This window comes from Gammaproteobacteria bacterium (genome assembly GCA_033344735.1).
Lineage (GTDB): Bacteria > Pseudomonadota > Gammaproteobacteria > UBA4575 > UBA4575 > UBA1858.
This window is the reverse complement of record JAWPMW010000001.1, coordinates 1,154,059-1,169,383: the sequence shown is the minus strand read 5'-3', so window position 1 is coordinate 1,169,383 and position 15,325 is coordinate 1,154,059. Positions and strand designations below refer to the sequence as shown.

Genomic DNA, 15,325 nt, shown 5'->3' with positions numbered 1-15,325 from the left:
TCAATGAAGCTGTTTGTTGTATTTTTAGTTACCGTATTTATGATTCTGCAATACCAGTTGTGGATAGACAGAGATGGAGTGCGTAAATTGGCTCACTTGAGTGACCGTATTGATAATCAGACAGCCAAGAATCAACAGCTATTCGAAAGAAATGAAGTGCTTGCTGCCGAAGTTGAAGATCTTAAGTCAGGATTCGATGCTATTGAAGAACGAGCGCGAATGGAATTAGGAATGATTCGCGAGGGCGAAACGTTCTTTCAGGTCATCGAAAAAGAAAATTCTCAAAAAACCAAATGAGCACAGTGCCCAAATGCTGGGCAGTAATCCCTGCGGCTGGGATTGGCGAAAGAGTCGGCTCATCGCTACCTAAGCAATATCTAAAAATTGCAGGTAAAACTATTCTAGAGCATGCAATCAGTCCCTTTATTAAAAATAGCTGTATTGCAGGTATTACTATTGCTTTAAATCAGCAAGATGTTCATTTCGATGAGCTGAATATAAAGACTAGATCGCAGAAAATACATACAGTAATTGGTGGTGCGACACGAGCACATTCAGTGCTGAATGCATTAAATAGTTTTGAAGCACAGCTAGATAAAGATGATTTTGTATTGGTGCATGATGCCGCGAGACCATGTTTAACTATGAGTGATCTCGAAAAGTTAATAGGTGTTTGTATTCAACATGATGTGGGCGGTATCGTTGGTTCACCCATGCCAGATACAATCAAACAAGTTGAAAAAGGTAATATTGAAAACACTTTGGATCGTGAAAATATATGGCGAGCATATACACCCCAGATGTTCAAATTCGAAGTTCTTCGCAGCGCAATACTTAAAGCCTTTGCAGATAATGTCAGAATTACAGATGAGGCTAACGCGCTAGAATATGTGGGATATAAACCCTGTATGGTGGAAGGTGACTCGCAAAATCTAAAGATAACCACTGCTGAAGATGTTTCTATAGCTGAGATGATTTTACAAAAAAGAAAGTAACAGATGAGAATTGGGCAAGGATTTGATGCGCATCGTTTTACTGAAGGTAGTGAAATTACCTTGGGTGGTGTGATAATTCCACATAAGTTTGGGATCGAAGCGCATTCAGATGGTGATGTTTTATTGCACGCGATTTGTGATGCATTATTGGGTGCCGCAGGTCTGGGTGATATTGGTAAGCACTATTCTGATCAAGATGATAACCATGAGAATAGAGATTCGCGAGAGTTTGTCGTCGATATTGCAAAAAAAATATATTCTCAAGGTTTAATGGTTAGCAATGTGGATGCTACGGTGATACTGCAATCACCAAAAGTAGCTTCGTATATTGATGCGATGTGTAAAAATATTGCACAAGATTTAAAACTAGATCTTAATGCGGTAAATGTGAAGGCAACGACAACAGAACATATGGGATTTGTTGGGCGCGAAGAGGGAATAGCAGCACTGGCTGTTGTTCTTTTGCGATAAGTAGCGAGCATTACTTTGTCTATCGAAAATTATTTTTCCTTGGAAGGTGAGCTTGCTCAAAATATTAAAGGTTTTAAGTATCGTACACAGCAAGTAATGATGGCCGATGCTGTGAACCAAGCTATTCAGCATAAAAGTACTTTGGTTGTGGAAGCGGGTACTGGCGTGGGTAAAACATTTGCTTACTTAATTCCCGCCATGTTATCTGGTCAGAAGGTGGTGATATCAACAGGAACTCGCCACTTGCAAGATCAGCTTTTTTATACTGATTTGCCGTTGCTGCAACAAGCTGCATCAATTTCAATTAATGCTTCGATACTTAAAGGCCGCTCAAACTACTTATGTAAATATCGTTTTGAGAGATTTGAACATGATCTTGGAGATAATCCAAGATTGGAGAATGCCTATAGTGAGGTAAAAGAGTGGTCTGTTGTGACAAAAACAGGTGATGTCGCTGAGGTAAATGAGTTATCTGAGCAATCTGAAATATGGTCACATGTAACTTCTACACGTGATAACTGCTTAGGAGGAGAATGCCCTGATTACACTAAGTGTTATGTGCTGAAAGCGCGTAAACAAGCCCAGGAATCTGATCTGGTTGTTATAAATCATCATTTACTATGTGCGGATTTGGTTCTTAAGGGTGAGGGTTTTGGCGAGTTATTACCAAGTGCAGATGTATTTGTGCTAGATGAAGCACATCAACTGACAGAGGTATTGCCAAACTTTTTTGGGAGTAATCTTAGTAGTCGTCAATTACAAGATTTGGTTGCAGATATAAGTAAAGAATGTTCTCAGTTAACAAGTAATATTACCTCAATCAGTAAAAGTTACTACGCAGTATTAGATGTGGTAGAAAAATTCTATAGTAGTGTGGCTCAGAAAATGAAAGAGCAGCGTGAACTATGGCGTGACATGATGAATGATAAGACAGTCCATGTTGCTTATGAAAAGCTAGTAGCCTCGTTGTTAGTATTGGAAGAAAAATTAATAGTGATTGCTGATGAAACGCCAGGGTTGGCTCAGTCATATAAACGTGTCAGTGAAATTAATGGATTATTAGATGAGTTTAAAAGTGCTGACAGCAAATTTGTGCAATGGATTGAATTGGGGCGGAGACGATTTCGATTAGGTAGTGTTCCGCTTAATGTTGCTATTCCTTATCAGAAGGCAATTCAGGAATATAAATGTGCATGGATATATACATCGGCAACGTTAACAGCAAAACAAAGTTTTAGTCATTTCACTGAGCAATTGGGTCTGGAAAACTCTGAGTGTGTAATGTGTGATAGCCCATATGATTATGCGGGTCAGTCTCGATTGTATTTGCCATCAATCAATCTGCAACCAAATGAACAGGGTTATACTGAAGAGATTGTGAATAGGTCAATTCCGCTGCTGAAAGCAAGTCGCGGTAACGCGTTTATGTTGTTTACTAGTCATAAAGCATTAAACCAGGCTGCTGAATTGTTAAAAAATAGTGCATTTAATATATTGGTTCAGGGCGCAGCAGCTAAGCGAGAAATATTAAAGCAATTTCAAGAGACTAATAATTGCGTGTTGTTAGGCACGCAAAGTTTTTGGGAGGGTGTGGATGTTAAGGGGCAAGGGTTACGCTTAGTGATTATTGATAAACTCCCATTTGTTTCTCCTGCAGATCCTTTAGTGCGCGCGCGATCAAAGGCGTTGGAAGAAGCAGGTGAAAATCCTTTTATGAGTTATCAGATCCCTCAAGCAATTTTGAATTTGAAGCAAGGTGTTGGGAGGCTGATTCGCGGAGAACAGGATTGTGGTGTTGTTGTGCTGATGGACCCAAGATTAAAGTCTAAAGCTTACGGAAAATCTTTTTTAAAAAGTCTGCCGCCAATGACAATTAGTGAAGATGAAACAGAAATTAAACAATTTTTAGAGATTATTCATGACAGTGAAGCTGCTGGGTATTGAGACAGCTACAGAAGCTTGTTCTGCGGCGCTACTCATCGATGATGAAATAGTCGAGCGTTTTGAGTTAGCACCGCGCAGGCATAATGAGCTAATCCTGCCTATGTGTGAGTCGCTGTTAGCTGACGCAGGAATTACTTTAAAGCAATTAGACGGAATAGGGTTTGGTTGTGGTCCAGGTGCGTTCACGGGAATTCGTATTGCTGCTAGCGTAACCCAGGGTATTGCTTTAGCGCATGATCTGCCTGTGGCGAGTATATCTACCTTAGCAAATTTAGCATTTCAGGCGCCGATAAATAATGGCGAGGTGGTGATGCCTGCGATTGATGCCCGTATGGATGAAATATACTGGGCGTTATATAAGAAAACGGCTGATAACGTAGCCCTGATAGGAGAAGAGAGAGTGCAATTACCTGCAAATGCCCAAACAATGCATAACATCTCATGTGGATTGGGAACTGGTTGGGGGACTTATAAAAAAATTCTGAAACAAGGGTTCAATAATATAGATAATATTATTGAAGATGCATTGCCGCATGCAAAAGTAACAGTGCATCTTGCTAAGCATAAATACCATACTCAACAAATGGTAGAAGCTATGTATGCGTTGCCAGTGTATTTGCGAAATCAAGTCGCTCATCAGAAGTAATGAGTTCGCCTCCGTTTCATCTGGCATTTCCTGTCACTAATCTTGTGACAATTCGTGAGTTTTATACTTCGGTATTAAGCTGTGAGATCGGCAGAGAAAGCGAACGCTGGATTGACTTTAATTTTTTTGGTCACCAGATCACTGCACATCTAGATGAAACTATGATGCAGCAGTCAGGCCGAAATCAGGTTGATTCTAAAGCAATTCCCGCTAGACACTTTGGAGTGATATTGGACAGGAAAGACTGGGACGACTTGGTGAAGCATGTCAGGCGAAACAATATAGATTTTTACATAGATCCTTATATACGTTTCGCCGGAGAAGCTGGAGAGCAGAGAACATTCTTTATTCAGGATCCATGCGAAAACTTTTTAGAATTTAAATGTTTCCAGGATAGAACATTTATATTTAAGGCAGAATAAAAATGAAGAAATTATTGTTATTATTAGTGATGTCAGCATCAGCGTATGCTCATCCTCCGCAAATTTTGAAGGCTGAAGCTAAAGTGAAGACTAATCAACTTTTCAATATTGCTGTAACGATACGTCATGCAGACACGGGCTGGGATCACTATGCAAATGAATGGGTAGTGATTGCAAATGATGGAAAAGAAATTGCTAAGAGGACCTTGTATCATCCACATGTCAATGAGCAGCCATTTACGCGAAATCTAAGCGATGTGTCATTGCCTATAGATGCAAGTAAGATCACCATAAAAGCAAAATGTAATAAGGGACATGAGTCTAATTCTTATGTGCTAATTGATAAAAAAGATCAGCAAAAAGATTTGTCTAATTCTAGTCAGGAAAAATAAGTTAGTCTTTATACTACCTTTGCGGCGATTCAAATTTCTCTTTTAATAAATTTAAAGTAGTTGTAATTACTTTTAACTCTAGCCAGTTAAAATAAGATTGATCGCAAGTGTTATGAAAATTAATGCAATTATCCAGTTAATGATTTGATAGCTCCCAGGCTTTATGTGAAAAAATTGCATTGCTCTTCCTGCAAATAAGCCAATACTTCCAAAAATTATCGTCACCATGGAAGCAAAAATTAACCCAAGAATAATTATGTCAATGTGTTGTTGTGTGGATGAGGAGGGGATGAACTGTGGCATAAAGGCAATAAAGAATAATGCAATTTTTGGATTTAGTACGTTGAGTAGTAACCCTTTTTTGAAGAATGCTGCATTATCAAAATGGCTTGTAGTTTGATGTGTCTTGGGCTTATTGCCTGATGTAATTATTTGATATGCCAGGAATGTGAGATACGCTGCGCCCAAAAACTTTAAACTAGAAAAAGCCAAAGGCGATGTTTTGATGATTAATGTAATGCCTAGTGCTGCCGCGATAGTATGAATAAGATTGCCGCTAGCCAATCCCAGCGCGGTGAATAGGCCCGCCTGAGGGCCAAATCTTATTGATTGTGCTACTAAAAATATATTGTCTGAGCCTGGCGAAATAATCAGAAGAAATGATGAAATAATAAAATAGTATATTTCGGGTTGGCTAGTCATTCTTATGCATCATCTTATTATTACAAAGTAATAAAAATCTCTTAATTTAGATATAAAGAGAAGTAAGTACATCCCTAACATATCAATGTTAAAATTTTATTACACATCGTTGATAAGGAGAATCGTGGTGAGTGATAGTCAAATGTTTGCCGCAATGGTGATAGCCATTATTATTGTTGCATTAGCGGTAGGGGTCATGAGTTAACGACTAATCTCTGTGTTTGTGTGACATAATTTTTAAAGTCGTTAATTACAGATAGCGACAGCTATAGTTTTTGTATCTTATCTTTTTGCTGGTGTAATTCGGCCAGTGTCTGTTCTTGTTCTTTTATTCTATCTTGTTCTTTTTTTACGATAGTAGCAGGCGCCTTGTCTTTAAAGTTTGGGTTGTTTAATTTTGCTTGAGTTTTCTCAATATTGGATTCAAGTTTGCTAATGTCTTTAGTCAGTCGTTGTAGTTCTTCATCTTTATTAATTAAGCCTGCCATAGGGATCAACACTTTCATTTCACCAACCAGGGCTAATGCAGCTTCAGGTGCTTCTTCATTGGGTATTACGGTAATGCTTTCGAGTTTGGCGAGTTTGTCTAAAGCGTTACGATGCGTTTCAAGTCGTTCTATGTCTGTACTTGAACATTGTTGCAGAAACACAGGAACTTCCTTGCCTGGAGGAATGTTCATTTCCGATCGTATCTTGCGAACACCAGCAATAAACTCTTTTAACCAGTCTATTTCAGCAGCGCTATTCACATCAACTAGATCATTATTACTCCTAGGGTAAGTTTGAAGCATGATGCTTTTTTCATTAATGCCTAATTTGGGAGCAATTGACTGCCATATTTCTTCGGTAATAAAAGGAATAATTGGGTGCAGTAGTCTGAGTAGATTCTCAAGCACCTCAAGCAGCACTCGTCGCGTTTGTTTTTTTGCGTGTTCATCATCAGAAAACATCACTGGTTTTATTAGTTCTAAGTACCAGTCACAAAATTCATTCCAGGTGAATTCATACAAGGCTTTGGCAGCCAGATCAAAACGATAATTTTGGATGTCGCGATGAACCAAGTCTGTTAACTCTTGCTGACGGCTTAGTATCCATTTATCTGTGGGCGGTAACGATGCAAAATCAATTTTATCTGCGACTTGTTGATCTTCGCAGTTCATTAGTACAAAGCGAGACGCATTCCATAGCTTGTTGCAGAAATTTCGGTAACCTTCAATACGATGTAGATCAAATTTAACGTCACGTCCGGTTGATGCTAATGCTGCAAATGTAAACCTTAATGCATCCGTGCCAAACGCAGGAATACCGTCGGGGTATTGTTTGCGTGTAGAGGATTCAATTTTCGCAGCCATTTTAGGTTGCATGAGACCCTTAGTACGTTTTTCGATAAGCGCCTCTAAAGTAATGCCATCAATTAAATCAATTGGGTCTAGTACATTGCCTTTTGACTTAGACATTTTTTGTCCATCGGAATCGCGTACCAAGCCGTGGATATAGATATCCTTGAAAGGGATATCATCCATAAATTTCATGCCCATCATAATCATGCGTGCGACCCAGAAGAAAATAATATCAAAGCCGGTAACTAGTACTGAAGTTGGATAGAATTGTTTTAGCTCAGGCGTTTTTTCTGGCCAGCCTAGCGTTGAAAAAGGCCACAGTGCTGATGAGAACCAGGTGTCAAGAACATCTTCATCTTGTGTAAGATTAATGCTTTCGTCTAAATTATGTTTATTGCGGACTTCAGTTTCATCGCGGCCGACATAAACATTGCCTTGTTCATCATACCAAGCAGGAATGCGATGCCCCCACCAAAGCTGACGACTAATGCACCAATCTTGAATGTTGCGCATCCACTCAAAGTAAGTGTTATTCCAATTTTCTGGTATAAAACGGATAGTACCGTCTTCAACCGCTTTAATTGCAGGTTCAGCAAGCGGTTCAATTTTCACATACCACTGGTCTGTTAAGAAGGGCTCAACTACTGCGCCAGATCGATCACCACGTGGAACCATTAGTTTATGGTCGGCAATCTTTTCAAGTAAATCTAATTCTTTAAGATCATCGATTGCTTTTTTGCGAGCGTCATAGCGATCCATATTTTTGAATGCATTAGGCGCATTTTCATTGATTTTAGCATCCACTGTAAAAATATTAATTATGGGTAAATCATGACGTTTGCCTACTTCATAATCATTGAAATCATGTGCAGGTGTAATTTTCACACAGCCAGAGCCAAATTCAGGATCTACATAATCATCAGCAATGATAGGTATCTCTCTATTACATATTGGTAGAGTGACCGATTTGCCAACTAAATGTTTGTAGCGCTCATCTTCGGGGTGAACAGCGACAGCACTATCACCCAACATAGTTTCCGGTCGAGTTGTTGCAACTACTAAGTGTCCGCTGCCATCTGTTAAAGGATAACGCATATGCCAGAGATGGCCGTTTTCTTCTTCTGATATGACCTCTAAGTCTGAGACAGCAGTATGTAACACTGGATCCCAATTAACGAGTCTTTTGCCGCGATAAATTAAACCTTCTTCATGTAATCGAACGAACACTTCACGCACAGCTTTAGATAAGCCGTCATCCATGGTGAACCTTTCGCGTGACCAGTCTACTGAAGAGCCTAATCTTTCTAATTGCTGAGAAATGGTGTTACCAGAGTGTTGTTTCCATTCCCAAACTTTATCTAGAAAAGCATCTCGACCTAATTCTGTACGCGAAGTGCCGGCGGCATTAAGTTGTCTTTCAACGACCATTTGCGTTGCAATTCCTGCATGGTCTGTACCAGGCTGCCATAGCGTGTTGTCACCGCACATGCGGTGATAGCGTGTCAGACTATCCATCACAGTATTATTGAAAGCATGTCCCATATGTAGAGTACCAGTGACATTCGGAGGTGGGATCATAATGCAGAAGGGTTGCGCATCTAACTGAGAGGGTTGGAAATATCCTTGAGATTTCCATTCCTGGTACCAATGCTTTTCAATGTCGTGAGGTTGGTAGACTTTTTCCACGTTGGGTCGGTTTCCTGAAGATGATAATAGTCGCGTGAGAAATTAATATAGCTATTCTATTTGTAAACGCTTGTGCTAACCATTGTTTGTTGCATCAATTGCACAAAAAAGTGTGTGAGTAACCTTTAACTTACTTGATGGTGAGTAGGAGTATCACCTTTTTCTTTGTAGAAGCGAAAACGATCACGTGCTTTTTGTTTCATTGCGGTTTCAGTGCTAACAACTTCTATAACACGTTCAAATTGATTATAAAAATCAGGAGCATCGGGAGAAAGATTGACTAGTAACTCGCGTTTTGCTGGTAACTGGAGATGATTCAAGGTAACTGCGCATAGCTCATTTTCCGCACAAGTCTGTTGGTGTGGGATGAAACTTCGATCACGAAACACCCAAAGTAGTTCATCCATTTGCTTGGTTAAGCTTTCATTGGGCGTGTGAATATGGACATGCATACCTAGATTATAGGCTTTTTCAACCAAGCGACATGCGTAGCGCAACCAAGCATCTGTCGCGCGGTCATCGACAATATAAAAATCGATTTGTGGCACGTTATGCAGTGTGTGCTCTTCGCATTAAGTACTCTGTTAGCATGGGAACAGGGCGTCCAGTAGCACCTTTATTTTTACCTTGATTCCAGGCGGTGCCAGCAATATCTAAGTGAGCCCATTTGTATTCTTTGGTAAAACGGGCAAGGAAGCATGCTGCAGTTATGGTTCCTGCCCATCGTCCACCAATATTTGCAATGTCTGCAAAGTTGCTATCAAGTAGTGGTTGGTATTCATCCCATATAGGTAATCGCCATGCGCGATCACCTGTTGATTGACCTGCTTCTAGTAAGTCATCACTTAACTTATCGGAATTACTCATCAGTCCGCTTGCTTCATGTCCGAGTGCAACGATACATGCGCCGGTGAGAGTTGCCATGTCGATGACGACATCTGGGTCATAGCGCTTAGCATACGAAAGTGCATCGCATAATACTAAGCGACCTTCTGCATCTGTATTTAGAACCTCGATTGTTTGGCCTGACATTGAAGTGACCACATCACCAGGTTTAGTAGCCTTGCCTCCTGGCATATTTTCAGCAGCAGCAACGAGTCCAATGACATTAAGTGGTAAATTCATATCACTAATAGCTTGCATGGTGCCGAGAACAGTTGCTGCGCCACACATATCGAACTTCATTTCATCCATGCCCGCACCAGGCTTGAGTGAAATCCCACCTGTATCAAAAGTGATGCCTTTTCCTACTAGTACTACTGGCTTGCTGTTGCGAGCAGCACCTTTATATTGCAGTGAAATCAACTTGGCTGGTTCTGCGCTACCAGCAGACACAGACAATAGAGAGCCCATGCCAAGTTTTTTCATTTCACGTTCATCTAGAATTGTGAGCGATAATTTCCCTTTTCCTTTCTTAATACTTTGTGCAGTTTTAGCGAGATATCTTGGAGTGCACACGTTTGCGGGTAAGTTGCCTAGCTCTTTGGTAACCATCATGCCATCTGCAATGGCTTTGCCTTGAATGATGCCTTGCTTAATTTTTTTTAGTTCTGAGGCTTGGTTGCAAGTAAATTTAATTCTTTTTAATTTGTTTGGTGATTTCTTATTGGAAAGCGTTTGGTCGTATTTATAATAGTTGTCTTCAGTCAGCAAGATGTGCATTCGGGTGAGCGATTGAGCATTGTGATTGTTTATATCTAGCGTGGTGAGTGAACTTATTGCATCAGGGGAGCCAGTACTTTTTAGAGTATTGATGCCTGCATTGAGGATCTTTCTATATTTAAGAATGTCCAATTCTTTAGCTTTGCCGCATCCTACAAGTAAAATGCGTTTGTGGATTGAGTTTTTTGGTGTATGCAGTAGAAGTGTTTCAGCTAAATTGCCACTGATATCCCCGCCTTTGGTAGCAGAGGATAAAATTCCGCCATATAACTTGTCCAGCTGTTGAGCTTCGTCGCTTAAACGCTTGTTTGCAAATACTGCCACAATCGCACATGCGCTTTTCTCGCTAGTAATTGCACTACGTTTTACGAGATACTCCATTTTGTTCTCCTGAAAATTTTTGAGTGGTTTTGCGAATCTTAATTAGTGAATTCTACATGGATCAAAAAAAATGAATCAACTTTTTCGTAAGTTGTACTAAATACTGCTGAATAATGAGGATAATCTCTCAATATATTGCTCGTGACATTGTAGCGGCTATCGCTTCTGTTGCTCTGATATTGCTACTAATCATTTTGGGTAAGCTTTTTATACAGCTGTTGGGTGAAGTGCTGGATGGTGATTTGAGTGCAAATATGCTTGGCGCGGTATTATTATTAGGCGTCATTCGATATTTGGTTATCTTGCTACCGTTTTCTTTGTTCATTGCTATTATTTTGGTGTTAAGCCGCATGTATAAAGACAGCGAGATCAATGCGGCTATGGCCGGCGGGGCAAGTAATAAAGATTTGATTAAAGCGGTTATGTCTATTGGCATTCCGGTGTTGTTAGCCGTCTATTTGTTGGTTTCATATATTTCACCATGGGCGCATAGACTTGCCGAAGTAATAGAAAGTGTGACCGAGCAAAGCATGGTGCTTGGGCAACTATCTCCTGGGAAATTTTTTGAGTTAGAGAGTACTGGTTGGGTTGTTTATGCAGAGTCTGAGGATTCTGAAGATGGCTCATTGCGAAATGTTTTTGTACAGAGAAGCGAGGGTGGAAAGTTAGTGGTCGAGGTGGCTGAACGTGCTCATATAGAGTCTGATGACGAAGATCTAACTCAAGTATTTGTACTGTTTGACGGTAAAACAATTGAAGGCATACCAGGACAAGCAGATTATGCAATTTCTACTTACCAAGAGCATCGTGTATATCCACCTAGAACAGATTTTTCTCGTGAAGCGAGTAAGGCGAAATACCAAGATCTAGTGTCTTTATTTAGTATGCGTGATGCGAGTTATGTTGCTGAAATATTTCAACGCTGTTCAATAGTATTTTCAACATTAGTGCTTATGCTATTGGCAATACCTTTGAGCAAAGTGGCGCCAAATTCTGGACGATTTTCACGATTAGCTATAGCAGTTTTAATTTATATTCTTTATCTCAACTTGGTTATTGTGGCTTGTAGTTGGATTAAACGTGGAGAAAGTTATGGTATTTTTTCTCTTCTTAGTATTCACCTAATTGTAGTAATTGGTACAGTTTTGGCATATCAACGAGATGCCTTCTCACGTTTTAAACATGCAATGACGTTTACTTAAGATGAAAATTTTAGATATATATCTGGCTCGATCTGTATTGATTGGAATCGTTATTGCGTTGCTTATTATTTGTGCGATCGACTGGCTGGGTGATTTGTTTTATCAAGTAGGAAGAATGAGTGCGGGAGATAAGTTTTCTGATGTGCTAATACTGACATTATTAGATGTCCCTCATAAATTATTTGAATTTTTGCCAAGTAGTATGTTGATTGGAGCCTTATTTAGTCTTGGGCAATTCGCTGCTAGTTCGGAATTGGTGGCTGTAGGTGCTGGTGGATATAGTCGTTTCAGAGTAGGAATGATTTCTTGTATTGCGGGATTGTTGGTTACTGTTGTTTTGACTGTTGTAGTTGAGATATATGTACCATTCAGCGATAAAATTTCTTTGGCCATGCTGCAAGATGATGAAGAGAATATTTTGTTAGCTTCAGACGAGAGTTACTGGGTGCGTGATCAAGACCGCTTTATTAGAGTTGGTCGAGCTGTTTCGCAAGATTTATTGAGTGATGTGGCGATCTATGGCTTCAATAAAAGTGGTTATATTGACTCTATTAGTGAGGCAAAGTCAGCAATTAGGATGCAAGACTTGTGGCATCTAAAGGGCTATCGTAGTTCTCTTTTCAGCGGTGAGAATAATGTCGTTATTGCTAAGAATTCAGATATTCACCCTATGCCTGATTTGTTTCTAAGTAGTTTCTTGCAGTCAGTAACATCAGACCCGTTTAAGATGTCCGTGCAGCGTCTATATGAATATATTTCCTATCTAGAGCAAAATCATTTAGATGCTCGCGAGTATCAAGTGGCATTCTTTAAAAGAATGGCAGTGCCATTTGTTGGTTTAGCTATGTTGTTATTGGCGCTGCCGTTAGTATTTCGACCCCGACAATTGGGTGGTGCAGGCCAACGACTACTGATTGGTATGGTGATTGCGTTGCTTGTATATATTGTTGTTGAAGCGATTACTAATGGTGCCGTTGTGTACAAATTTTCTCCCATCTTGGTGGCATTTTTACCTGTTATATTAATTTTGGCATGTTCAATGTTCGCATTTAAATTTACTCGTTGACTCTGCTTAAGCGTGTTTTGGAGAGAATGTCATTCCATGCGCGGCGTTCCTTGTTAGTGTAACACCATAAAAATCCAATGCCTAAACTGAGCCAACATAAAATAGAGCCCATATAGCGCAAGAAAGCTTGTTTCCAAGTGACTTTGTTTCCAGTATCAGAAATGACCCGAATTTTCCATGTTTTTGAACCTAATGTTTGTCCTCCACGTGTCCAGCACCAGCCAAAAAATAAAAATGCAACAACATGTATATAAAGGATATATAAAGGATAATATGGATGTTCCATTGTTATTTTAAGTGGGATGGCAATAGGTAATGATGCAAAAAATAATAACGCAATAAGCAGAATGGAATCATAAAACATGATTGCAATTCGGCGCAGCAAACTTACGGGAGAAGTTAAAATTTTATTTTCCATTTTGGTTTAAGTCGCAATGATTAATGCTTGTTTATATTATGCGGAACTATAGATAAATATTATAAACTAACAAAAAGATGATTAATTCATAAAAAGCATTTACACTATACAACATGTTTACCAATTAAAATTGTCTATGATTATTTTCATCGTTTTTAATTCAGTTAAAACAAGTCATGTATTTTGTCTTTTATGTTCCTTTCTTTCATTCGATATCAGAGCGCTTTGCTCGAGTTTGGTAAATTACTCTTATGGCAACTAATGCGGCAAATCAGTTAATGGATAAGGATAGTGATATTGTTGAGATGTTTTTAGACAATATCTGGATGGAGCATGGACTTAGCGAGAATACGTTGAGCGCTTATAGAAATGACTTGTTTAATCTGTTGCGATGGCTGTCAAGATTACACGTGTCGATATCTGATGTTAAACATGAGCATTTGTTAGATTATTTGGCCCATCGGGTAGCCGAGGGAATGCAGCCTAGATCTGGAGCACGTTTACTGTCGAGTATTCGTCGTTTCTATCGGTTTCAGTTAAGGCAAGGGAACGTTGCTAGTGATCCTACTGAGAAAATAGAGTTCCCCAAATTAGGCCGTTATTTGCCTGAGGTGCTAACTGAAGATGATGTGGAAATGTTATTGGCTGCGCCTGATATTAGCAAACCACAGGGGATTCGTGATCGTACTATGCTAGAGGTGTTATATGCATGTGGCTTGCGAGTGTCTGAACTGATTAATTTGCAATTGCACCAAGTTAATATGCGCACGGGTGTATTAAGAATTGTGGGCAAGGGTAATAAAGAACGATTAGTTCCATTTGGTGAGCAGGCAGGAGAGTGGTTGGAGAAATATTTTTCAGAGGCAAGACCTGGTTTGTTAAAAGAATGTCATGATTGTAGTGTACTGTTTGTGTCTAATCGTGGTTTAGGGATGACGCGACAGGCATTTTGGCATGTGATAAAGAGACATGCACGTGTAGTAGGGATTGAGAAACACTTGAGTCCTCATACACTTAGACATGCTTTTGCGACTCATTTATTGAACCATGGAGCTGATTTAAGGGTTGTTCAGATGTTGTTAGGGCACAGTGATTTATCTACTACTCAAGTTTATACCCACATCGCTCAGGCGCGATTACAGGAGTTACATCGGGAACACCACCCTCGAGGTTAATCTTTTGGGATAACTTTGATGTTTTCCCGGTCCATTAAGTTTACCAATTATATACTTATCATTTAATTCACTTATTTTATACAAGGAAACATCATGTTCAGATGGTTGTCTGCACTCGTCATATTGGCTGTTATTTCATTTGCTGTACATGCCGATTCTTCTAAACAGGAAGAGGCGATCAAAGCAAAATTAGTTGAATCTTTCCCAACACATACTCCAGACAGTGTTTCTAAATCTGCTGTTGAGGGCCTTTATGAAGCGGTTTATGGAACACAAGTTATTTATGTGACTGAGGATGCAAGATATGTCATTCAAGGGGTTGTTATGGACCTTGAGGATGGCAAGCGTGATATTACAGCTGTCGCTTCAAGCAATGCGCGAAAAAAATATATGACTCAAGTGGAACAACAAGAAAATATTGCATTTGGATCAGACAAGCCTAAGCATACTGTCACTGTATTTACAGATATTGACTGCGGTTACTGTAGAAAACTGCATAATGAAATGGACCAATATGCAAGTTATGGTATTAAGGTCAATTATTTGCTGTTTCCACGCAATGGCATCACTACTCCAAGCTATACTAAAGCTGTTTCAGTTTGGTGTAATAAGGATCGTGCAGAGGCATTAACAAGAGCTAAGAATGGTGAAGAGTTGCCTGCAGAGAATTGTGATAATCCAGTAGCTGATCATTTCGAGATAGGTAAGAAAATTGGTGTCTCAGGAACTCCAGCAATTCTAACTGCTGACGGAGAGTTAATGCCAGGCTATATGCCGGCTGAAGTTCTAGCGCAACGTCTAGATGAATTAGCTAAAAATTAAC

16 protein-coding genes are annotated in these 15,325 nt (G+C 39.6%); 11 read left to right on the top strand and 5 right to left on the bottom strand.

From position 1 onward, the window contains the following. Positions 1-3: 3 nt before the first annotated feature. From ftsB to R8G33_05910, 7 genes are read left to right on the top strand one after another with little or no spacing between them, the layout of a single operon-like run. On the top strand, positions 4-297 hold the full coding sequence (gene ftsB, locus R8G33_05940; GenBank protein ID MDW3095192.1) for a cell division protein FtsB: 294 nt from the start codon (positions 4-6) through the stop codon (positions 295-297). Continuing rightward, complete coding sequence (gene ispD / locus R8G33_05935; GenBank protein ID MDW3095191.1) at positions 294-995, top strand: 2-C-methyl-D-erythritol 4-phosphate cytidylyltransferase; 702 nt, start codon at positions 294-296, stop codon at positions 993-995. Before ftsB ends, ispD begins: the two co-directional genes overlap by 4 nt. Before the next feature lie 3 nt (positions 996-998). Continuing rightward, the gene (ispF, locus tag R8G33_05930) at positions 999-1,466 is read left to right on the top strand and encodes a 2-C-methyl-D-erythritol 2,4-cyclodiphosphate synthase (GenBank protein ID MDW3095190.1); all 468 of its coding nucleotides are present in this window, start codon (positions 999-1,001) and stop codon (positions 1,464-1,466) included. Positions 1,467-1,481: 15 nt separating this feature from the next. Beyond that, positions 1,482-3,410 (top strand): ATP-dependent DNA helicase, encoded by a 1,929-nt coding sequence (locus tag R8G33_05925; protein ID MDW3095189.1) that lies wholly within the window; start codon positions 1,482-1,484, stop codon positions 3,408-3,410. Then, a complete protein-coding gene (gene tsaB / locus R8G33_05920; protein MDW3095188.1) occupies positions 3,385-4,056 on the top strand; it encodes a tRNA (adenosine(37)-N6)-threonylcarbamoyltransferase complex dimerization subunit type 1 TsaB in 672 nt (223 codons plus the stop codon). The genes R8G33_05925 and tsaB overlap by 26 nt, the downstream gene beginning before the upstream one ends. Then, the gene (locus R8G33_05915) at positions 4,056-4,478 is read left to right on the top strand and encodes a glyoxalase (GenBank protein MDW3095187.1); all 423 of its coding nucleotides are present in this window, start codon (positions 4,056-4,058) and stop codon (positions 4,476-4,478) included. The genes tsaB and R8G33_05915 overlap by 1 nt, the downstream gene beginning before the upstream one ends. A gap of 2 nt (positions 4,479-4,480) precedes the next feature. Beyond that, positions 4,481-4,870 (top strand): hypothetical protein, encoded by a 390-nt coding sequence (locus R8G33_05910; protein ID MDW3095186.1) that lies wholly within the window; start codon positions 4,481-4,483, stop codon positions 4,868-4,870. A 78-nt stretch (positions 4,871-4,948) separates the two neighbouring features. On the opposite strand, the gene R8G33_05905 is transcribed toward R8G33_05910, so the two are convergent. The 4 genes from R8G33_05905 to R8G33_05890 all read right to left on the bottom strand — a co-directional run bounded on the left by R8G33_05905 (position 4,949) and on the right by R8G33_05890 (position 10,641). After that, the gene (locus tag R8G33_05905) at positions 4,949-5,572 is read right to left on the bottom strand and encodes a LysE family translocator (protein MDW3095185.1); all 624 of its coding nucleotides are present in this window, start codon (positions 5,570-5,572) and stop codon (positions 4,949-4,951) included. Positions 5,573-5,838: 266 nt separating this feature from the next. Continuing rightward, entirely contained in the window at positions 5,839-8,598 is a 2,760-nt protein-coding gene (locus R8G33_05900) for a valine--tRNA ligase (GenBank protein MDW3095184.1), read from the bottom strand. Positions 8,599-8,723: 125 nt separating this feature from the next. Beyond that, on the bottom strand, positions 8,724-9,146 hold the full coding sequence (locus tag R8G33_05895) for a DNA polymerase III subunit chi (protein MDW3095183.1): 423 nt from the start codon (positions 9,144-9,146) through the stop codon (positions 8,724-8,726). Between the two features lies 1 nt (position 9,147). Continuing rightward, positions 9,148-10,641, bottom strand: a complete 1,494-nt coding sequence (locus R8G33_05890; GenBank protein MDW3095182.1) for a leucyl aminopeptidase — start codon at positions 10,639-10,641, stop codon at positions 9,148-9,150. Positions 10,642-10,754: 113 nt separating this feature from the next. Between R8G33_05890 and lptF the strand changes: the two genes are divergently transcribed. Further along, positions 10,755-11,843: an LPS export ABC transporter permease LptF gene (gene lptF, locus R8G33_05885; GenBank protein MDW3095181.1), complete on the top strand. Its 1,089-nt coding sequence runs from the start codon at positions 10,755-10,757 to the stop codon at positions 11,841-11,843. A 1-nt stretch (position 11,844) separates the two neighbouring features. Beyond that, complete coding sequence (gene lptG / locus R8G33_05880) at positions 11,845-12,909, top strand: LPS export ABC transporter permease LptG (GenBank protein MDW3095180.1); 1,065 nt, start codon at positions 11,845-11,847, stop codon at positions 12,907-12,909. On the opposite strand, the gene R8G33_05875 is transcribed toward lptG, so the two are convergent. After that, on the bottom strand, positions 12,899-13,327 hold the full coding sequence (locus R8G33_05875; GenBank protein ID MDW3095179.1) for an RDD family protein: 429 nt from the start codon (positions 13,325-13,327) through the stop codon (positions 12,899-12,901). The genes lptG and R8G33_05875 overlap by 11 nt on opposite strands. Before the next feature lie 251 nt (positions 13,328-13,578). On the opposite strand from R8G33_05875, the gene xerD reads away from it, so the two are divergent. Together xerD and R8G33_05865 are read left to right on the top strand one after the other, a co-directional pair. Then, a complete protein-coding gene (xerD, locus tag R8G33_05870) occupies positions 13,579-14,502 on the top strand; it encodes a site-specific tyrosine recombinase XerD (protein ID MDW3095178.1) in 924 nt (307 codons plus the stop codon). A 93-nt stretch (positions 14,503-14,595) separates the two neighbouring features. Further along, positions 14,596-15,324, top strand: a complete 729-nt coding sequence (locus R8G33_05865; GenBank protein MDW3095177.1) for a DsbC family protein — start codon at positions 14,596-14,598, stop codon at positions 15,322-15,324. Position 15,325: the final 1 nt, after the last annotated feature.